The sequence below is a fragment of the Mariniflexile aquimaris genome, assembly GCF_042676825.1.
GTDB classification, from domain to species: Bacteria; Bacteroidota; Bacteroidia; order Flavobacteriales; family Flavobacteriaceae; genus Mariniflexile; species Mariniflexile aquimaris.
In genome coordinates this window covers 1-19,884 of sequence record NZ_JBHTIB010000037.1, presented here as the reverse complement: position 1 = coordinate 19,884, position 19,884 = coordinate 1, and the positions used below count along the sequence as shown (strand labels likewise).

The window sequence follows — 19,884 nt, the reverse complement described above, 5'->3', positions numbered from 1 at the left end:
TTATGTCCCCAATTCCAATTGATTTTTGACTAATTTATAATAGGAACCATTAACATCTATCAATGTCTTATGATTCCCTATTTCTTTAATACAACCGTCCTCTAAAACTACTATTTGGTTTGCGTCTTTTACTGTACTTAACCGGTGCGCTATAATGACAACTGTTCTATTTTTAAAAAAGGGTTTTAAATTTTCCATAATCACTTTTTCATTATTGGCGTCTAATGCTGATGTGGCTTCATCAAAGAACAAATATTCAGGATTCTTATAAATAGCTCTGGCAATAAGAATACGTTGTTTTTGACCTGCACTAAGTCCAACGCCTTCAGCACCAATAACCGTATTATACGAAAGTGGTAAGGATTCAATGAATTCTTGAATATTGGCCAATTTTACTGATTCATATAACTTGCCTTTATCAATATCATCATTACCCATAGTTATATTTCTTGTTATGGTGTTACTAAAAAGATACCCTTCCTGCATAACAACCCCACAGTAGTTTCTCCAATAATCATGGGGAATGGTTTTAAGTGATAAGTCACCAATTTTTATAGTGCCTTCTTGGGGTTCGTAAAACTTCAATAATAATTTCATCAAGGTCGTTTTTCCACTGCCACTTACTCCTACTATAGCAGTCACTTTATTGTGTGGAATCATTAAATTTAAGTTCTTCAATGTTGCGGATGAAACTCCTGGATATCTAAAGGTTATATTATTAACCTTTATATCCGAAGTTTTAAACGTTGACATATCGATATTTCTTGTGAGTTTTTCATCATCTCTTGTATGGATTTCAGATAGCCGTTCTATAGAAATTTTTGCATCTTGAAAATCTCTAACAAAATCAATCAATTGAACAATTGGAGCGTTTAGTTGACCAACAATATAACTTACCGCCAACATCATACCGAGTGTGATTTCACCGTCTATTACTAATTTAGCCGCTAATACTGTTATTAAAATGTTTTTCAATTCGTTTATGAATCCTGAACCAATATTTTGATATTGATCCCAAGTCATTCTTACAATTGATATTTTAAATAGTTTTGCCTGAATATGTTCCCAATCCCATCTGAATTGTTTTTCGGCATTATGTAATTTAATGTCCTGCATGCCATTGATCAGTTCAATAACCTTGCCCCGTTCTTTTGCTGTTTCTAAAAACTCTTGGTAGTCCAATATCTTGCGCTTCTTAAGAAACAATAGAATCCAACCTAGATATATTAAACTACCAAACAAAAAAATAAGAAAAATATTGATATTATAATAAATGAGCACAAACCCAAATACGATAAGATTTACTAAAGAAAACAAGACTTGCAATGAAGATGAAGTCAATAATTTTTCAATGCGTTCATGGTCGTCTAAACGTTGAAGTATGTCACCAGTAAGTCTTGTGTCAAAAAAGGCAATGGGCAATTGCATGAGCTTTATAAAGAAATCTGAAACCATAGAGATGTTAATTCTAGAGTTCAAATGCAATAAAATCCAATTTCTTATGACTTCAACTGCTGTTCTTCCTATAAACAAAAACAATTGCGCCATCAAAACCAAATACACAAAATGTATATCTTGGTTATGGATTCCAACATCTACAATACTTTGTGTTAAAAAGGGAAAAATGAGCTGTAAAATGCTTCCTGCAATTAGTCCGAATAACAATTGCCATAAAAAAGATTTATAGCGCACTAAATATTGAGATAAAAAAGGAATATTCAATGGTTCTTTTTTATCGTCAAATTGATTTTTATTAAAATTCAAAGATGGTTCCATTAACAAAACAACACCTTCGTCATCATTATCTTTAGCATTATTTCCTATCCAATGTTTTATAAAATTAGACTTGTGATGAGTTACCAATCCTTGTGCAGGATCTGAAACATAAAACGTGTTCTTTTTTATTTTATAAAGTACCACAAAATGGTTCTTGTTCCAATGTAAAACACAGGGTAAGGGTGCATCTTCTAATTCCCTCAAACTAATTTTAGCCGGAAGCGATTTTAGACCAATTGCTTCAGCTGTATGAGCCAAAAATTTTAGATTACTTCCTGTTCTGGTTGTTTCAGAAAGATTTCGAAGTTCTTCGATGGAAATGGATTTTCCATAATGCTTCGCAATAATCTTTAAACAGGTTGCTCCACAGTCTTTCGTATCTAATTGTTTATAAGATGGGAACACCAGATTAATATTTAGATTTTTAACGTATGGTTTGTTTGCCAAAATGCAAAGGCAAATATTCTAGAGTACTCTTTAATGCGTTCTTCCATGGTATCTCCTCCTTCGTGACCTGCATCATATATAATATCTAAAAAGACTGGAGCTTTGGATGTCGAATATGCTTGTAGTTTAGCTGCAAATTTTCCTGGAATCCAAGGATCAATGCGTGCATCATTAAAACTCGAAATAATTAACGATGCCGGATAGTCTACATTAGGTTTTAAATTCACATAAGGATCCATCTTAATAAGCGCCATACATTCTGTGGAATCCTTTACCGTACCATATTCTAAATAATTAGAAGCATTATTGGTGCGTTCCTCGCTTCTTAGTGGATTTAACATTGGAACATCGGCTATAAAAACCTTAAACAAATCAGGGCGTTCAACCATAGCCATACCAGTTGCAACAGCTCCAGCACTGCTACTGTAAAGCACCGTTTTTTCTTTAGATGTAAATTTATTTTGGATTAGATATTCTGTACATGCTATAATATCTTTCCATGAATTTGACTTCTTTGATTTCATCCCTTGTTCATGCCAAGAATCACCTTTTTCACCGCCACCACGAATATGTGGAACAACAAACACACCCCCATTTTGCACCCAATTTAAAAATATGGGAGAAAAGAATGGTGTCATAGATTCTCCATAGGCACCATAAGAATAAATAAAGGTTGGATTCAACCCGTCTAACTTCATGTCTTTTCTATAAATTAATGACATAGGTACTTGAACACCATCAAAAGATTCTACTTGAATTTCCTTTACTTGAAAATCATTAAATTCAGAATAAGTTTGATGATTCGATAAAGGATCTAAACTAAATAGTCCATTATTGTAGATAAATCGTGTGAAGTCTTTCGTCCATCCATCCATATTCACATATAGATTTTCACTTTCATTCGAGCTGCTATTAAGTTCAATAGTACCTGTGATATATGGTAATTTAATTTTCTCTTCATGATTTCCTTTGTACTCATATAAAAATGCTTCTACCCCAAACTTTGAGGTGGTATAATATAAATTATTATTGGCTACATATAAGGAAGTTATGACTTCATCTTTTTTTTCATGGACTAAAATGTTGGTTTGTTTTGGGCCTTTAGATTTCAAATTAAAACTGGAAATCGTTCTATTATCAGCCTCTTTTCCTGAAATGAATTTGAATTCATCACCCAAAAAATAACCATAGTCGGCATAAATCTTTTCATCTAATGAATACAATAGTTTCCAATCAATACTTTCTTTATCCAAATCACTAATCTTAGCATAATAAGCTGACCAATAATTTTCAACCGAAGCTTTATAACCAATTAAATAGTTATCATTCTTTGATAGAATTCTTGCGATTGGTAAATCTTCATTAGTTATTTGTGAACTTGAAGTTGATGAAAAAACGATACGTCTCTTGTTTGGATCATCCCCTAATTTATGAAGCACAGTACTGGAATTTAGCATATAGTTTTCATCATTAGGATCCAATACTGGTATATATAAATATAAAAAGCCACTGGAATTAGGAAGCCATGAAACACCCAAGTAAGAATCTGGTTCAGCATGAGTGATGACTTCAGGCAATAGTTTTTTATTTAAAACATCGATAATAATTAGGCTTGATCCCGAAATGCCATCATAGGACAAGGACACCAATACATGATTTCCATTCCAAGATGGTTGGATATAATTAATGTTGTATTCTCTATTCAATTGTTTTTGGAATGCCGTCGGGTCTAAAAGTTCAATATCATTTGAATATGATGACGTTCTATAAAATAATTTCTGAATACTGTTCTTATTATTTGCTTTAAGAAAAAAGACAAATCCATTATCGGCATATTTAACTTTTGAATAGATAGAATTGTCTTTTGAGTAATAGCTTCGTATTTGAGTAGCAATACGTTCTTGGTTCTCTAACTTGCTTAAAAACTTTTCGGCATGATCATCTTGTGCTTTAAACCAATTTAAAACAGTCGTGTCTTGCAGATTTTCTAAATGACGAAATTCATCTTTAATTATGGTTCCAAAATAATCATCCGTTTCGGAACTTGTTTTTGTTTTAGGGTATTCCTTAAAATCTTGTTTTGATATATTTTGTACACAACTTTGAAAAACTATAAAATATAATAGGAGTTTAATGAATTTCATATTTTAAAACTTAATTTAATTTAGCTAAGCTCAAAACTGATAATACGCATTTTAAGCTTAGCTAAAGAATCTTATTTATATCTGCAATCTGGTTTTTTAACTTTATCCCTATCGATAGGACCGCTCGCTCCTCCAATTATAGACTCAGAATTTTTAATTTTCTGTTTCAAATATTTACTTAGCTTAAATGTCTTTTTTTCTGTTGTCGTCATCTTATTTTTATAATTAAATGGGTTAATAATTTTTTAAATGTATAAAAGCATGTTGTTCAATCCATATATTGTTACACGTCATTTATAAATAACGTGTATATTATTTTCTTTTTTCCCTTCTCAATTCATCAAGAAAATAGGAAGGTTTTATGCCTGTTTTTTCTCGAAATGACTTCGAAAAGGATTCTGCCGTGAAAAAACCAAATTCTTCTGCTAGTCCATTCATCGAATACTTAAGAAATTCCCTGTTTGACTTTAATTCATTTATAGCATTCATAATTCTCAAATTTTTTAAATAAGTTGCGAAATTGACTTGTTTTTCTTGATTGATTATACTTGACAAATAAGTTGAATTTGTATTAAATTCTTTTGCTAGAGAATAAAGAGTAATGTCTTTAGACAGATATCCTTTTGTTTTTTCGAAAATGGTGAGTTCTTTCAAAACGTCACTAATTATATCTTCTGATATTTCCAAAGAATTGGTCTTTGGTTTTTCCAATATTAATTCAGAAGTTTCTATAACTTCTGTTTGCAATAATTTGTGTAGTCTATTTTTTAATTTCCGCTGACGGCTATAATAAAACGTGATTATTACTGTCAAAAACAAAATTGAAAGGATAATATATAACCACAATTGTTGTTGTTGTTCCTTTAATTTCTTTGCTAGGTTTTGTTTTTCTTCTTTAAACTTTGGAATATCATAATCCAACCGCATTTTTTCATTGACCTTGGTATAATTTAAATCCAAAATACTATCAACGGTTATTAGTTGATTTAAATAATATAACTGCTTATCATTATCGTCCCATTTTGATGCATATTTATATAACTCATTATAAACCACTTTTAATTCTGGAAATGGGTCGTTAATAATTTTATGAATGGAATCGATTTTTTTATAATATAGTATAGCTTGTTTATGGTTATTTTTATATTGATACACTTTTGCAAGCATATAATAACTATCTGCAAGTTCGATATCCGAATAGTTATTCGAAAATTTCAGGAGTGAATCGAGCGTGTTGGGATACTTTTTTAAATAAAAATTTGCAGTAGCATGAGCTTTTCCTAAATCAAAATAAGAATTCATATCTCCAACGCTTCTTGCATAATTCATCGCATTGGCGGAAACTACTAAAGCTGAATCCGGTTCATCATTTCTAATATAGGATAATGAGAGATTATTAGCTAATAATATATAATCATCATAATGATTTTTTAAATAATCCGGCAATTTTAAGGTCTCCAAATAATTAGCCCTATAAATATCAAGAGCTTCCTGATGTAGTCCCCAAACATTTTTAATAGCCGCAATTCCAAGTAAAGATTCCAATTGCAGTGGTTTATAATGTTTCCTATTTGCCCAATCATTGGCTATAATATAATTATCCAATGCTTTATCAAATTCTGAATTATTATAATATAAATCTGCTTTAAGCAAGTATCCATTGGTTGGGTAAGCTTCATGCTTACTGTTTTTGGTTATTCTTATTATCGAATCACAGTAAAGTAAATCTTGCTCTAAATTTTCCCAACTAATAAAGTAGTAATAAGCACGAGCGGTTTCTATCTCATTCTTTAAACTTTTTGCTCTTTTAAGATAATGACTTCGGTAACTAGATAATTTCTCAAAATCAGCATTTACCAATGATTGATTACATAAGTTTTTTAGCTCCTCAAAAGACTTTGATTTAAGCAAGTCTGGATTTACAGAAGAGACATTATTCTGGCTAATTCCATGCAGTGTGAATAGTAAAAACAATAAACTAAAGAGAGTTTTTAAAAGTCTTAACGGAATAAAAAAATTGATTGAATAATACTTTATCATATACAGCTTTAAGTAATGACACAAACCATTGTTTTTCAGTTAATTAATAATACTAAAGTTAATAATTTTTCAATACAATATTATTTTTTTATTTTTTCAGATTGAAATACTGAACTTTTTTTAGAAACTTATACTTAAAAATAGATATGTTTACTTTCCTAAAGAGACTATCTCAAGGCACTATTATTTTTGAGGAATTTGTTTTTTCGAAAACAGTAATCCTATTTCTCGATATATGCTGTCATAATTTAAAATCAATTTTTCTTCAGAATATTTGCTATTACTATCTGGTATATGTTTTTCTATCCGTTGCAACTTAAATTTAACCTTCCGATCCTTCCCATCCGCAAAAGCCACAAACTCACCTTGTTTTAATGTAAAAAAGATGCTGGCACGCCTTTTTGATACTTCCTTTTCCCCCTTAGTAATACGGCTTTCCAGAGTCAACCCACTACTTCTGCTCACACTTCTGGTTGGAACTTTGATAAGTTCAAAAAACTGTTCATAGTACTTAGCGGTGTCAGGGTCGTTCACTTTTCCAAAGAACTGATACGATAAATTACTCAAAATGGCTTTACTGGCTTTATCACCATAAAGCATATCATTTTGTATTTTATCCTGCATCACATAAACGGTAGCAATATCATAGCTTCTAAGCGTTGCTGGAATGCGGTGCATGTTCAACAGTTTTATGGTCGGCGCTTCTTCCATAAGCACAAAGGAACTCTTTTGGTTTCTAACACTCATTTGTTTGATGACCGTATGCATGATGGTTGCAATTATGGGGGCATAAGCCGATTCGTATTTGGGGTTGTTTATGATTGAAATGATGGATGGGTTCTCTTCATGGTTAATATTCAATGGCACTTCATCTTCAGACAAAACCATAAACAGTTTTTGGGAGCTTATTTTCTTAAAGGCATTGGCCAAGGTACTCTTCACTCCTGCCGTTTGCTTTTCGGATTCGATGCCATTGATAAAAGCACTGGACATACTTTTGGAAGTTAAGTTAGAACTAAGAAACGCCACAAGTTTTTTTGTATCCATGCTTTGAAATATGGCAATAAGGTGTGGCAAAGTACAAAACTTGGGGTAGTCGGTTTTGAGTTTCCAAATAAGACCCGCCAACAAGCCTTCCACAGCATCGTTAAAAAAGCGTGTGGTGGCGTTCATGGATTCACCCTGTTCCAATAGATTTTCAATAAGAACCCGTGACAGTTCGTTGACGCTTTCTTCATTAGGCAGGTATCGAGGTGCTATGGGATTGACCTTGTAATATATGGTATCAAACGAAATGGTATAGAACTTTATTTCTGTGTTTTTTCTGAATAAGGGATACGCGATTTCAGTGAGTTCAAAATCCTTATAATCGTGGATGATGCCACAAAATTGCTGTTTGCTAAAATGCTGTAATAGGTTATAGACCACAGATTCGGTTTTGCCACTACCGGCAGATCCAATAATGGATACCCCACGTTTAACATTATCTATTTTTAATCTACCAGACTTCAATTTAAAATAAACTCGATATTTTTTATGGATTGTTTGATGGTCTTTATCCAACAATACATACAGTAGCAACCCTATTAGGAGCATTGCCAAAAAGATGTACATGTACATATGTTGAATCATCATTATCATATCCCTATCGAACCCGATTCGATGGCTTTGCCCATGCCACGTTTTAGTTGTTTTATAGCTTTCATTACGAGTTGAACTTTATTGGTTGGAATGTTCATAAGGGGTGTACTGAGTCCAGCCTTACCAAGCATTTTAAAAGCAATCGCCTTTTCATTCGCTGGCAACCCCATAATACTCATATAATACTGCTGTGGCTGTTTTACAAAGGTTTTTCTCGCTTGATAAGTTTCTACATAGTTGCGTTTATAATCGAATAATTTGTCAAAGGTGGTTTCCGCATTTTTATAAAATGCATCCCTATCAAACCCGCGTTTTACGGTTTTGCCGTTTAATTTTACCTCCGAAGCTTTATACTTACTTCCTGGAGATAAGCTATAACGATTCGACTGGTCCTTTCTACTGACGATGATGTGGATGTGGGATTGTGAACCTTCCTTTGCCATGCCTTGAACAATCAACTGTCCATTGATTTTACGGGGTGCTTCTTTTTCCAATTGCTTGATTTGTTGTTGCTTTTCTGTAATGTCCCCTGTTTGCCTACCACTTTTTATTTGTTGTATCTCATTTTTCAAGGCTACTATTTTTTTATGGTATGGGGCGTTTTCCTGAATGGCTTTGTCGGTTCCTTTATACGTACGTTCATGCTCAATCTTGGCATAATATTTTATATCATCCACAGTGACTGGTCTGCCATTGATCTCGCGGTTAAAGGAAGCGGCATAGCTTTTCATAACCTCCCGGGTATATTCTTTTAAGGCTTCGGAATGGTTTTGGAGTTTCTTCAATTCATACTGGCTTGGATTGAGGGTAATGGAATAAAATTTGGGCTCATTCTTTTTGAGTTTGGAGGTATTGCCATCTATATCATGGATGACCTGTTTGCTGGAAATAGCATCTCCATATTGGTTAAAAAAAGGTTCGATGTCCTCCACGGATTTGTCCTCGTTTTCCTTTTCGAGGTAGGCCACGAAATCGGCTACGGATTCTGCGTAGCTATCGCCCAATTTTTGTGGTGTTATGGTAATGTACATAATCAGTCTAGTTTTTGCTTATAGGCTTCGAGAGTGTCCGTGGTGATGTTCCACCTATAATGCCCGATGCCAAAATTGTTCTTGACGTATTTTACTTTTTTGAGCAATTCCTTGGTTTCCCGTTTCATTTGATTGTGGGTCTCTTGAGACCTGTAATAGGCATTTTTGTAATAGGTCAGTTCTTCGTTTTCCGTTATCAGCGTAGGTGTTCCAAAATCAAAAAGAGTGTCAGATTCCTTTTCAATAGATGCGGTTTCTTCAAAAAGGGACTGCAAAATGGCCGTAGTCGGTTTGTGATGTATCTTTTCAATGTTCTTGATGATGGCAATCACTGCATTGGAACGTTTAATGATCTGACCTTTAAGTGCTGAAATGGTATCTCCTAAATCGTCTTCTGGGGATATGCCATTGGTTTCAAAAAAATTTACCATGTGGTACAAGGTCATGGATTGCGATTTGGAAATGTTTCTACAATAGGTTCTAAAGCGTTTAACCACCGAAGTTTTGATCTTGATGGTTTCAAATTTCTCTTTTTCATACCCTTTGTCCATTTTTTAGTAAAAAATTTGTGGTTTTTATTGGGCTGCGGCGGTTTTTTAGTAAAAAGACGTTATGACGGTCTCAAATTAAAAACTTTCAATCCCGCTAATAGCAAGGGATTGCGCTAAATACTGTTTTCTGTAACGTCGCATCGCGCGTTACCCTCTTGCTATTCCTATTTTGTCCCGCAGGGACCAAAATCTCCAAACAACTTAGTTTTAATAACCAAGTTGCTTTTCTTTGATTTCCTGCTCATTTAAAGATATAGGAATGTCTTCTGACGCCCAAACGGGGTTTGCTTTCAAATGGTGGGGTTTGGTACTGAAAAAAATGATTTCCTTAAAATATTGGAATTCGGACGTCAGATTTTCTAAAATAGGCGGGTGAAAACAAAAAAAAATAAGACCCTTTGATATTCAAAAGGCCTTATTACTATGTTCCTGTTTTAGTTAATCCCAATCAAATGTTAAACACATAGGTGTAACTGTATAGGTTCTTAACGGCTTCTTCATGCAACAGCGCTTCAAAATCTAAATGGTGTTTTTCTGCGAAGCGTTTTAGGTCCTCTCCAAGTCTATATGTCACTTCCTCTTTCGATTTTGCTAACAAACGCTCCTGAGTTTCTGAATCGAGATTATTGTAATTCAAATAAATCATAATTGGATGTTTTAAATTCAATATTCGCTGGGTAGCATCAAGGTATTGTTTACAAAGAACAACCGTAAGGTGTCCAATGGAAAATCGGTCACGTTATAGCGGTGCGTTTCCAAAATAGTATCGTTGCCATCACCATAGGTTATTATGGCTTCACAGCCTTGCTCCTCCTGTTCAGCTTTAGATAGGCGCTTAAAATCGATGGTTATAAAATAGCTTATGTCCGTTAGGCTCTTGGCGATCACTGAGGCATCGGTTACCAACCAAAAGCAGGCTGCTTTTTCCGCCAAATAGTGCACACCATCTGTAAAGCGTGTTTGGATGAGTGCCAATTGATAAAATTGTTCACTCCCATGAAATTGTTGCAGGCTTTCCTGTAATGTTATATTTTTGTTGTTCATTGTTTTCTAATTTTAGTGTTAATGATGAATCAAATAAAAAGAGGGTACTATGTTAAAGGGAGTACCCTCTTTATCTTCCATGGCCGGCCTATTGATTTCCTCCCAATAACAGGATTTCATTAGCTACCACTTCGGTCACGTAACGTTTCTCCCCGTCCTTGTCTTCGTAACTTCTTGAAGTCAGTTTGCCCTCAATGGCGATTTCCTTGCCCTTGCTTACATACTTGTCGATAATGTCTGCAGTTTTGCCCCATGCTACGATCTGGTGCCAATCGGTATTGGACTGTTTTTCGCCCTTGGCATTTTTGTAGGTCTCATTGGTTGCCAATGAAAATCGAACCAGGTTCTTTCCATTCTCCAAATTGGTCATAACGGGGTCTGCCCCTACATGCCCAATCAACTGTACTTTGTTTCTTAATGTACTCATGATGTTAAAATTTAAATGGTTTATATTTCCCCGATGGGATGGCAAACGGATGCCATTTTAAGGGGCGTTTTGTTCAATTTCTCTCGTGAAACGAACCAATGGATGGCGTGGGTTTTGTCAAGGCTTTTAAAACAAAATCAGGAGGGTCTGCGACGTAGCAAAACCCTTGGGTTTTCAAGAAAGTGGATACCTTATTTTTTTTTAAAACTTGTACAGGCTTGACAAGTTCCACTGGGGCATTAGCAATCTTTTAAAACCTGTTTGTGTTGGGGTGTACCGGTTGTTAAGCAACAAAAGCAAATAAGGTTTTATTAGGAGTGCTTATGTCCCGCCTGTTTTTCGATGCCCCGAAAAACAACCAAGGGCGCCATCCATTATAAAACCCCTTAAAATGTTTAAGAGCGACTCCATATTTTTAGGCAGAATCCAGCAAAGTTCCGAGAAGACTTTGCCGATACTGGCGTTAATAAAATATGGGGTTGTGATTTCTGAAAACGACGGGCTGATGTGTGTTCTGCGCAGGCGGACTCCTTTCCGAAATTTTAGACCCGGAACGACGTGTTCCCGCCTTATGCGGCGGGAGGAACAGAGTGTAGGTCTAAAATTTCGGGATGGTGTCCAAGATTTTTAATGAAGCGCTTTTCCCGGAATGGAGCCCTTCGCGCCATGTAGGGGAATGTGCTGCAATGGTTTAGTAGTTCGTTACCAATTGTAAAATACTCCAGTTTATGAGGTACTGGAGCAACCTTTTACTAAGTCGGACCTTTTCACGTCATCGCAAATACGGTATCGAACAGTTGCCTGTCCAATTTCTCCTGTTGGTAAAAACTTTTTTTAAGAGTATTATGAAGTACCGAATTAAAGGCGTTGTATCCCAACCAAAGATTCGGGACTTCATTTAAAAGTATGGCTTCGTTTGAAAGTATATCTATCACCTCACGAGATCTCTTGGAAGGATTATCATTCTTATCGCTACATTCATATCGAAATAGTTTGGTCTCTTCCAAAATGGCCCTAACAAATGCTTCGGTATCCATGATCTCGACGCTTTTCATTTTATCGAACTTGTTCATTATGCTGTAAAACTCGTTATCCAAAAACCTATCGAATAATTGGTTTAGCTTAGGCATAATAAGATCGGTACTGTTTTTGGTATGCCGTATTGAAAACTCTATTTTAGTTTCAGACACATGTAATCCATTAGAGCATACCTTTCTATAGAATCCAAAATGCCCTGACGTTTTTTCACTGCCGTCATAGGAGTTTTTAAAGCGTAGCATGGGTAGGATTAAATCTTCTGAATGTTTCAATGAAAACTGGTTGCCGTCAGCGATAATGAAATCCATGATGAAGGCTCGGTCCATTCTATTAACGCTCCTTTTCATGAAGTTCAGCTTGGCATCTATAAGCATCTGTTCTGCATTTTTGAAAAACAGTTCATTCGGAATGTGCCCATAGCTCTTGGACACAATGTTCACAATTTTGTCATTGGAAAGGATAGCATGTTCCAATCCTCTTCGAGGCTGAATTCCTGTTAAGTCTTTTAAAGATGCCATTTGGGTAGCCACGAAAATGTCATCTTGCTGTAAATTTTCTAAATACATGATGGAAATTTTTAAGTTAAACAATATTTGAGATCAACTTAAACGAAAGACAAAATTTTGTCTCAAATTTTCAAGTGAAAAATTGGGGGAAACCTTCAGGGGGTCCCGATTTTTAATGCGGACAAATTTGAAAGCAAATATTTTGCGAGTTTAATTTTCGGGGATATTGTATGAATAGTATTCTAATGTTTTTTTTTATTTTCAACCATGTGAGTTATTGTATTTTTAGAAATATGTGATAAGTGGCTAAGGGATTATTTTAATAAGGCGTCTAAATTAAATGTTGACTCGTTTATAGAATTGCTACAAATAGACGTGACCCTATAATTCAAAAGTATAATGGTCTTAACGAGTCTTCTTCCAAATTTAAAATAGTACTAACACGGTATTCTTTAACACATTTTATTAAGCGATTTACAATATTGATTTTTAAGTGATTACATCGAAATACATGATTTTTATCATATAATATTTTCCAATAAGATTCTATTTTTGAGTATCTATAGTGTCTAGATTCAATTGTTGTATATCATTTGATTTTCTTTAGAAATGAATCAAGCAAATAAACTTTTCACGATAAAATTGATACATACTTTAATCTGGTTATTCTTTGTAGTCGTGATCTTCTATATTTTATATTCTGGAATTTCCGACAGCATTAATACATATACCTGGATTGGCATAGGATTGATAATCTTGGAGGGAATAGTACTTTTGGTATTCAAAATGTTTTGCCCACTGACCCTTATGGCAAGAAAATATTCAAATTCCAGAAAAGATAATTTCGATATTTTTCTACCTAATTGGCTAGCCAGAAATAATAAATTGATTTTTACAACAATTTACTTTTTAGGACTTTCAATAGTTTTATTACGAACATTTTTAAAAAATAATGCTGAATGAAGAAATAGTGAACGACAATGAGAACAATATTTTTAGTAATCGTTTTACTGCACGGACTAATTCATTTGCTTGGATTTATAAAAGCATTTAATTTTCAAGAAATAAAAGAGTTAACACTTCCCGTTTCCAAACTAGAAGGAACGTTTTGGATTATTGGGGCCATTTTATTCCTAATATATGGCATTCTATACTTTATTAATAATAAACAAGCTTGGCTTATAGCAATTATTGCTGTGATCGTTTCTCAAATATTAATCTTTTACTTTTGGAAAGATGCTAGGTTTGGTACAATTCCTAATTTGATCATCCTAATTGTTGCCTTGGTGGGTTTAGGCTCTTATTTGCTACATAGTGAGTTTACCAGTCGTGTTAAAGATGATTTCGAGAAAAACAATCAGCTTTCCACTGAACTGCTGACTGAAACCGACATAGCGCATTTGCCAATTGTTGTGCAGAAGTATCTGCATTATACCAAATCAGTAGGACAACCTAAAGTGAAGAATTTCAGGGCTGAATTTACAGGGGGTATGCGTTCCGCACCGAATGATGAGTTTATGACCTTACAATCTTTGCAGTATAACTTTTACCAGAAACCATCTCGCTATTTTTATATGACTGCAAGCAAAATGGGGCTACCCGCAACGGGATTACATCTATACCAAACCGAAACGGCGACATTTGAAGTCAAACTTTTGCATTGGTTTAAAGTTGTAGATTCCAAAGGAGACAAAATGAATCAGGCAGAAACGGTCACACTACTAAATGATATGTGTGTACTCGCCCCAGCAACATTAATAGACCGCAGAATAACTTGGGAAACGATAAATGACAGTTCGGTAAAAGTTCTATTTAAAATTGGAAGTATCAGCATAAGTGCTATGCTCTATTTCAATGAAAAAGGTGAACTTGTAAACTTCATTAGCAATGACCGCTACCACACAGATGGTAAAAAATACATCAGTTACCCTTGGGCAACTCCGGTTGAAGACTACAAAATGATAAATGGATATTTATTACCAAGCAGGGCACAACTAATTTATCAAAAACCTGATGGAGAATTTATATACGGAGAGTTGGTATACAAAAGTGTAAAATATAATTTGAGCAGAATTGAAGATTAAAAATGAGTACAAAATTATCATGACTACCCTATCTATTTTACCAAAAATTAATAGGCATAATGTAAAGAGAAAATAAGCCCTTAAAATGAATAATTAGATCTTATTGAAAAAAGGAAATAATAATGTGCCTAAATTACTTACCAAGTTTATTTGAAAGCTAACAAAAAATAAAAAACCAATATCATGATGAAAAAATTAATTTCTGCAATTCAATTTATTTCAATTGTCCTTGTCTTTATATTATTATTTATTACTCCGACTGCGATCCTTCCTGTTTCTAAATCACTTTTAGAAAGGATAAACCCGAAAGAAATGGAACTATTTTTCCCTTTACTGCTTACATTTTCCATATATATTTCCTATTCTTATTGGTTATTGATAAAAAACACTAATCAAAGTAAACTTTCAGTTTATATAAAATTGGTTGCTGCAACATTTTTATTATTTCCTCTTATGGGATTCATCGAATCCTCTTTTTGGTTAGATTCACTAAAGGTTGTTGATAATAATGAATACGTTAAAATATTTTTCAGGTATTTTATAACCTTTACATTGTTTTCAACCTACTTATCGTTATTGTACAAACAGAATAATACAACAGACCAGAACGGAAAAAACTTATTGAATTTAAAGTTGCTTACTCAACGCCTTTTGTTAATAGGTGGGATCTATATATTGCTTTATAATATATTCGGATATTTTGTGGCATGGCAATTTGAGGCAACAAGAATTTATTACACTGGCACTTCTGAATTAAAAGATTTTTTTACAATGTTATGGATTAATTTTAGCGATCCTAAATTTGTAATAGTTCATTTTATTAGAGGAATACTATTCGGGCTATCAGGATATATATTTTATACCATGCTAAATTGTTCAAAGTTAAAGAAGTCAATTATTCTTGCCCTCATTTTCGGTGGCTTTGGATTTCAAATAATTTTGCCAAATCCGATATTCCCTGAAATGGTTAGAATATCCCATTTTATTGAAACAACTACATCAATGATAGTTTTCGGGATGATTTCTATATATGTCTTTGATTACAAAAAGTATAAAACGTCTAATTCAGTCTTCTCTAAATAACAACAGGCAAATCAATTATCGTTTATCTAAAAGGAACTTCAACAAAAAAACTGGTGGAACTACGAGTGGTGGGAACTGGACTCGAACCAGTAACCTTCGGGTTATGAGCTCTAATCAGGGTTTGTAGTTAACGCAAACACTGGGCTTTCCCGATGTTATTTTTGAAAATCGTGTTCTAAAACGTGTTCCGTTTTATGTTCACTTTTGTTAGTAATAATATTTGATGAAATTAATAAATTTTAGGATAACAAGAAACTATTTTTCCATATAATCCTGCCATTGTATTAAAATGTATTTTTCAACAGTATTCTCTGTTCTTTTTAAAAATCCATATTCGTATGCAAACAGGTAAACATCTCCTTTGGAGTTTTTCCAATAATGTGTAAAAAAGTTGGAATTAAACCCCGATTCGTTTAACACTTCAGCCCTTACGGTAACCTTACCTCCTTTATTAAATTCTTTTAGTATTTTTCTATTTAGCTTCAGTTGGTTGTCTACCTTATTATAAAACCGTTCTGGATTTTGCTTTTCTTTTTGATATTGATACCCGCTTTTACATTGTGGATCACAAAACTTCTTATCGGTTCTTCCTTTTAATTCTTTACCACAATGTAAACATTCCTTATAAATTCTCATGAAATTAAATTTAACCGTATTTTATACGAATCATATTCGAATAAGATACGACTAAATCATTTATATACTTTAAATTAGTAAAAAAATATTTATGGAACTACAGAAAAGCATCACTTTGAAACATTTGCTTGTTGAGCAAAAAAAATGTATTGGACTTCAGTTTACGACCAACAAAGTTATTCAAGTACTTGTTGATACGCTACCAAATATTGCATGGAGTCAAGAATTTGGCATGTTCTATTTGCCAAATAATAAAAATAATTTGGAACAAATTTTTAAGACGTTTCATGGTGTTGCTTGGGTAAATGGCAACTATTTCTTTACTGAAAAAGTTATAAACGAAGACAATCCTATTCTTAATTTAGAACGTTACAGAAAAAGGAAGCCGAAAGAAGGCTTTAAACTTTGCCCGGAAGAATATTTACTAAAATTAGAACTAAAACGATATTCAGACAACACTGTTCGCAACTATGTGGCTTGCTTTGAATCTTTCATTAATCACTATTATGAGATAGACCCAATCAATTTAAATGAAAATGATGTTAGAAAATATTTGCAAAAACTCATACAGGATGGAAAGTCTAATTCCTATGTTAATCTTGCCGTTAATAGTATAAAATTCTTTTATGAAATTGTTCACGGAATGCCTAATAGATTTTATTCTATTGAAAGACCCAGAAAAGAAAAGCAATTACCTGAGGTTTTATCTAAAGAAGAAATTATTAAAATTATAAATAATACCAACAACATTAAGCACCGATGTATTGTAGGGCTGTTATATTCCTCTGGACTTAGAAGAGCTGAGCTGCTAAACCTTAATGTGACCGATATAGATAGTAAACGAATGGTTGTAATTATAAAAAATGCAAAAGGAAATAAAGACCGCATTTCGGTTTTAAGCCCGAGTATTTTAAAAGATTTACAAAAATATTACAAAGAATACCGCCCCGAAAAATATCTTTTTGAAGGTCAAAAAGGGGATAAATATAGTGTTACAAGTGTATTAAATATTATTTCTACAGCGGCTAAAAAAGCGGGAATACGTAAAAAGGTAACACCCCACATGCTAAGACATAGTTTTGCTACTCATCTATTAGAAAACGGAACAGATATTAGACATATACAACTATTACTTGGACATAGTTCTACCAAAACGACAGAAATTTACACACATGTAGCAAATAAATCGTTTATGGAAATAAAAGATTTACTATCTTAGTTTTATAATGTGGATATAAACAATTGTACCTTTTGAAGGATATAGACAATTGTCTATATCCAATTGTTGTGGTTAATGTCCAAAAACCTGCTAAATGAATAAAACTTTACTCATTTTAATTTTGATTTTTTCAGTTATAAGCTGTAACAAAAATGAAAAATCAAAAGAACTTACTAAGCAAGCTATGGTAGTCTTTACCGACTATAACTTGGACAATAAAACTCGTATTGATAGCTCATTAACGCTCCTGAATTTAGCCATCGAATTAGATAAAAATAACTTCAAGGCTTATGAAAACAAATATGGTTTATTAAGCCAAAAAAAAGACATAGATGGAATGTTTAGTTGTATTAATAAAATGGTCGAACTTAGACCAAATCAACCTTATTGGAAATTAACAAAAGGATTCGTTTACGACTTGAAAAAGGACAGTGTTAACGCTTTCAAACTATATACAGAAAGTGTAAATCAATACAAAAATTTACTTAAAACTGATTCAAGTGATTTCAATTTGACATTGGAATTTGCAGGAGCTTTAAAGTTAGTGAACGAAAATAAAAGCGCTGATAGTGTTTTAAAACAAATGCAACTGGACTATAAATCTGAACATCAAATGCAAATTTTAGATTACTATATTAAAAATGACACGTTAACACGAAAAGAAGTAATTGAAAACTGGAAAAACTATACCATTGAATAAAAAAACACTAACCACAACACCGTGTATAAAAAATTGCTATTTTTAGCTTAACCAATGTGAGTTGCTTTGCTCGCTTGCATCTGATTTTCCTTCGGAAAATCCTCGCACACAAGCACGCAACTTTCCATACACATAAACGTTGTGTGTCATATTGACCAAAAAACCGAAAATCGAATTTAACAATGTTTAATTGGTTTAAAAAGAAAGAAAAAATAGAAAATCCGATTGAAATTTCAGTTAGCGGAATAAATCCTCAAACGGAAAATGAATTTCTGTTCTACAACTTTGTGGAATTGACTTTTGCATCTCATTTGCAAAAATGGTACGAGAAAGCAAAAGCAAACGGAATTCAATTTAAACCGCAATACGAACAAGCGATTAAACAAAAAGTATCAACATCTGAATTTAAAAATCCTCACAGTTTTCCAGAATATTTCGGCGGTAAATTTGACCATATTGTAATCGACTTTGAAACAGCAAACCAAAACAGAGTTAGTGCTTGTGCTTTAGGCTTGGTTTTCATAAAAAATGACAGAATAGCTTATCAAACAAGTTTTCATATCAAGCCACCAGAAACCGAAAAATTCTCAAGTAGAAATATTGGAATTCACGGAATTACAGCCGAAGACGTAGATTACGCAATGACTTTCGATGAACTTTGGGAATTTGAACTTTCAAAATATTTTAATCAAAACTTAATTGTTTTCCATAACGCAAGTATGGATTTGAGTGTTTTAAAAAATCTCTTTGAACACTATTCAATTTCAGATTTCAATATCAACTATTTGGACACAATGCAACTTGCAGAGAAAACAGGAAATTCAAAAAAGTTAGCTGAACTCGCAGAAAAATTTGACATTGAATATATTGACAAACACAATCCTGAACAAGATGCAAAAGTTTGTGCTTATGTGTTTGGAGAACTTGCAAAACTTTATCCTGACTATGAGAGTTTAATAAAAACTTTGAGTTTCGGAGAAATTCAAGAAAAAATAACTCAACAAAAAGAAACAGCAGAAATTAAAAATCAAAATCTTGATTATGTACAAGCCTATTCTCTAAAAGACGGAGAACTCGAAAAAATTGAGATTAAAGACAAAGGTTTCATTTTTACTGGAGAAATAACGACAGACAGAAGTGAAGCAAAAAAATTTATCGAACAAAATGGCGGAATAATAAAATCTGGAATTACAAGCAAAGTCGATTATGTTATTATCGGAGCTGACTTTGGTTGGTCGAAAATCCAAAAAGTACACGAACTGAACGAAAATAAAAATTGTAACATAAAAATATTAACCAATTCGGATTTTGAAAATCTGAAAAAAAATACGCCACACAACATTGGCTATAAGTAATTGTTTGTTCTCGCCTACTTCTGAAAATCCTTGCGGATTTTCAGTTTGGTGCGTACTTGCAAAGTTAAGTACTAACCCACGCAACTACTCATAGCCGAGACCGTTGTGAAGCAATAGCTCAACTTCACCTTAAGACTTTTAATTCGAATGTTTTTGCGCTAA

Annotated in this window: 16 protein-coding genes; 5 read left to right on the top strand and 11 right to left on the bottom strand. The window is 33.3% G+C overall.

Annotated features, from left to right (window positions below):
- The 10 genes from ACFQ0I_RS16620 to ACFQ0I_RS16575 all read right to left on the bottom strand — a co-directional run bounded on the left by ACFQ0I_RS16620 (position 1) and on the right by ACFQ0I_RS16575 (position 12,657).
- The gene (locus ACFQ0I_RS16620; RefSeq protein ID WP_379944154.1) at positions 1 to 2,190 is read right to left on the bottom strand and encodes a peptidase domain-containing ABC transporter; all 2,190 of its coding nucleotides are present in this window, start codon (positions 2,188 to 2,190) and stop codon (positions 1 to 3) included.
- 2 nt (positions 2,191 to 2,192) lie between these two features.
- A complete protein-coding gene (locus tag ACFQ0I_RS16615) occupies positions 2,193 to 4,367 on the bottom strand; it encodes a prolyl oligopeptidase family serine peptidase (protein WP_379944101.1) in 2,175 nt (724 codons plus the stop codon).
- A 312-nt stretch (positions 4,368 to 4,679) separates the two neighbouring features.
- Positions 4,680 to 6,407, bottom strand: a complete 1,728-nt coding sequence (locus ACFQ0I_RS16610) for a helix-turn-helix domain-containing protein (RefSeq protein WP_379944100.1) — start codon at positions 6,405 to 6,407, stop codon at positions 4,680 to 4,682.
- 183 nt (positions 6,408 to 6,590) lie between these two features.
- Positions 6,591 to 8,048, bottom strand: a complete 1,458-nt coding sequence (locus ACFQ0I_RS16605) for a type IV secretory system conjugative DNA transfer family protein (protein WP_379944099.1) — start codon at positions 8,046 to 8,048, stop codon at positions 6,591 to 6,593.
- Complete coding sequence (gene mobB / locus ACFQ0I_RS16600) at positions 8,045 to 9,079, bottom strand: MobB family relaxase (RefSeq protein ID WP_379944098.1); 1,035 nt, start codon at positions 9,077 to 9,079, stop codon at positions 8,045 to 8,047. Before mobB ends, ACFQ0I_RS16605 begins: the two co-directional genes overlap by 4 nt.
- 2 nt (positions 9,080 to 9,081) lie before the next feature.
- Positions 9,082 to 9,630, bottom strand: coding sequence for a BfmA/BtgA family mobilization protein (locus ACFQ0I_RS16595; protein WP_379944096.1), 549 nt, complete (start codon positions 9,628 to 9,630; stop codon positions 9,082 to 9,084).
- A gap of 448 nt (positions 9,631 to 10,078) precedes the next feature.
- The gene (locus ACFQ0I_RS16590; protein ID WP_379944095.1) at positions 10,079 to 10,276 is read right to left on the bottom strand and encodes a hypothetical protein; all 198 of its coding nucleotides are present in this window, start codon (positions 10,274 to 10,276) and stop codon (positions 10,079 to 10,081) included.
- 17 nt (positions 10,277 to 10,293) lie between these two features.
- Positions 10,294 to 10,674 (bottom strand): DUF6876 family protein, encoded by a 381-nt coding sequence (locus ACFQ0I_RS16585; RefSeq protein ID WP_379944094.1) that lies wholly within the window; start codon positions 10,672 to 10,674, stop codon positions 10,294 to 10,296.
- Between the two features lie 88 nt (positions 10,675 to 10,762).
- On the bottom strand, positions 10,763 to 11,101 hold the full coding sequence (locus tag ACFQ0I_RS16580; RefSeq protein WP_379944093.1) for a single-stranded DNA-binding protein: 339 nt from the start codon (positions 11,099 to 11,101) through the stop codon (positions 10,763 to 10,765).
- Between the two features lie 767 nt (positions 11,102 to 11,868).
- Positions 11,869 to 12,657: a DUF932 domain-containing protein gene (locus ACFQ0I_RS16575; protein WP_379944153.1), complete on the bottom strand. Its 789-nt coding sequence runs from the start codon at positions 12,655 to 12,657 to the stop codon at positions 11,869 to 11,871.
- Positions 12,658 to 13,625: 968 nt separating this feature from the next.
- On the opposite strand from ACFQ0I_RS16575, the gene ACFQ0I_RS16570 reads away from it, so the two are divergent.
- Together ACFQ0I_RS16570 and ACFQ0I_RS16565 are read left to right on the top strand one after the other, a co-directional pair.
- Complete coding sequence (locus tag ACFQ0I_RS16570; RefSeq protein ID WP_379944092.1) at positions 13,626 to 14,729, top strand: DUF6544 family protein; 1,104 nt, start codon at positions 13,626 to 13,628, stop codon at positions 14,727 to 14,729.
- A 183-nt stretch (positions 14,730 to 14,912) separates the two neighbouring features.
- Positions 14,913 to 15,812: a hypothetical protein gene (locus ACFQ0I_RS16565; RefSeq protein ID WP_379944091.1), complete on the top strand. Its 900-nt coding sequence runs from the start codon at positions 14,913 to 14,915 to the stop codon at positions 15,810 to 15,812.
- Positions 15,813 to 16,067: 255 nt separating this feature from the next.
- On the opposite strand, the gene ACFQ0I_RS16560 is transcribed toward ACFQ0I_RS16565, so the two are convergent.
- A complete protein-coding gene (locus tag ACFQ0I_RS16560) occupies positions 16,068 to 16,448 on the bottom strand; it encodes a hypothetical protein (protein WP_379944090.1) in 381 nt (126 codons plus the stop codon).
- 91 nt (positions 16,449 to 16,539) lie between these two features.
- Between ACFQ0I_RS16560 and xerA the strand changes: the two genes are divergently transcribed.
- The 3 genes from xerA to ACFQ0I_RS16545 all read left to right on the top strand — a co-directional run bounded on the left by xerA (position 16,540) and on the right by ACFQ0I_RS16545 (position 19,722).
- Complete coding sequence (gene xerA, locus ACFQ0I_RS16555; protein ID WP_379944089.1) at positions 16,540 to 17,667, top strand: site-specific tyrosine recombinase/integron integrase; 1,128 nt, start codon at positions 16,540 to 16,542, stop codon at positions 17,665 to 17,667.
- 94 nt (positions 17,668 to 17,761) lie between these two features.
- Entirely contained in the window at positions 17,762 to 18,367 is a 606-nt protein-coding gene (locus ACFQ0I_RS16550; RefSeq protein ID WP_379944088.1) for a tetratricopeptide repeat protein, read from the top strand.
- 182 nt (positions 18,368 to 18,549) lie between these two features.
- On the top strand, positions 18,550 to 19,722 hold the full coding sequence (locus ACFQ0I_RS16545) for an exonuclease domain-containing protein (protein WP_379944087.1): 1,173 nt from the start codon (positions 18,550 to 18,552) through the stop codon (positions 19,720 to 19,722).
- Positions 19,723 to 19,884 lie beyond the last annotated feature (162 nt).

What these genes read in the sequence shown, in the direction of transcription:
- ACFQ0I_RS16615 (WP_379944101.1), bottom strand. Translation starts at nt 4,367, where the DNA reads ATGAAATTCATTAAACTCCTATTATATTTTATAGTTTTTCAAAGTTGT.
- ACFQ0I_RS16610 (WP_379944100.1), bottom strand. Translation starts at nt 6,407, where the DNA reads ATGATAAAGTATTATTCAATCAATTTTTTTATTCCGTTAAGACTTTTA.
- ACFQ0I_RS16605 (WP_379944099.1), bottom strand. Translation starts at nt 8,048, where the DNA reads ATGATAATGATGATTCAACATATGTACATGTACATCTTTTTGGCAATG.
- mobB (WP_379944098.1), bottom strand. Translation starts at nt 9,079, where the DNA reads ATGTACATTACCATAACACCACAAAAATTGGGCGATAGCTACGCAGAA.
- ACFQ0I_RS16595 (WP_379944096.1), bottom strand. Translation starts at nt 9,630, where the DNA reads ATGGACAAAGGGTATGAAAAAGAGAAATTTGAAACCATCAAGATCAAA.
- ACFQ0I_RS16590 (WP_379944095.1), bottom strand. Translation starts at nt 10,276, where the DNA reads ATGATTTATTTGAATTACAATAATCTCGATTCAGAAACTCAGGAGCGT.
- ACFQ0I_RS16585 (WP_379944094.1), bottom strand. Translation starts at nt 10,674, where the DNA reads ATGAACAACAAAAATATAACATTACAGGAAAGCCTGCAACAATTTCAT.
- ACFQ0I_RS16580 (WP_379944093.1), bottom strand. Translation starts at nt 11,101, where the DNA reads ATGAGTACATTAAGAAACAAAGTACAGTTGATTGGGCATGTAGGGGCA.
- ACFQ0I_RS16575 (WP_379944153.1), bottom strand. Translation starts at nt 12,657, where the DNA reads ATGGCATCTTTAAAAGACTTAACAGGAATTCAGCCTCGAAGAGGATTG.
- ACFQ0I_RS16570 (WP_379944092.1), top strand. Translation starts at nt 13,626, where the DNA reads ATGAGAACAATATTTTTAGTAATCGTTTTACTGCACGGACTAATTCAT.
- ACFQ0I_RS16565 (WP_379944091.1), top strand. Translation starts at nt 14,913, where the DNA reads ATGATGAAAAAATTAATTTCTGCAATTCAATTTATTTCAATTGTCCTT.
- ACFQ0I_RS16560 (WP_379944090.1), bottom strand. Translation starts at nt 16,448, where the DNA reads ATGAGAATTTATAAGGAATGTTTACATTGTGGTAAAGAATTAAAAGGA.
- xerA (WP_379944089.1), top strand. Translation starts at nt 16,540, where the DNA reads ATGGAACTACAGAAAAGCATCACTTTGAAACATTTGCTTGTTGAGCAA.
- ACFQ0I_RS16550 (WP_379944088.1), top strand. Translation starts at nt 17,762, where the DNA reads ATGAATAAAACTTTACTCATTTTAATTTTGATTTTTTCAGTTATAAGC.
- ACFQ0I_RS16545 (WP_379944087.1), top strand. Translation starts at nt 18,550, where the DNA reads ATGTTTAATTGGTTTAAAAAGAAAGAAAAAATAGAAAATCCGATTGAA.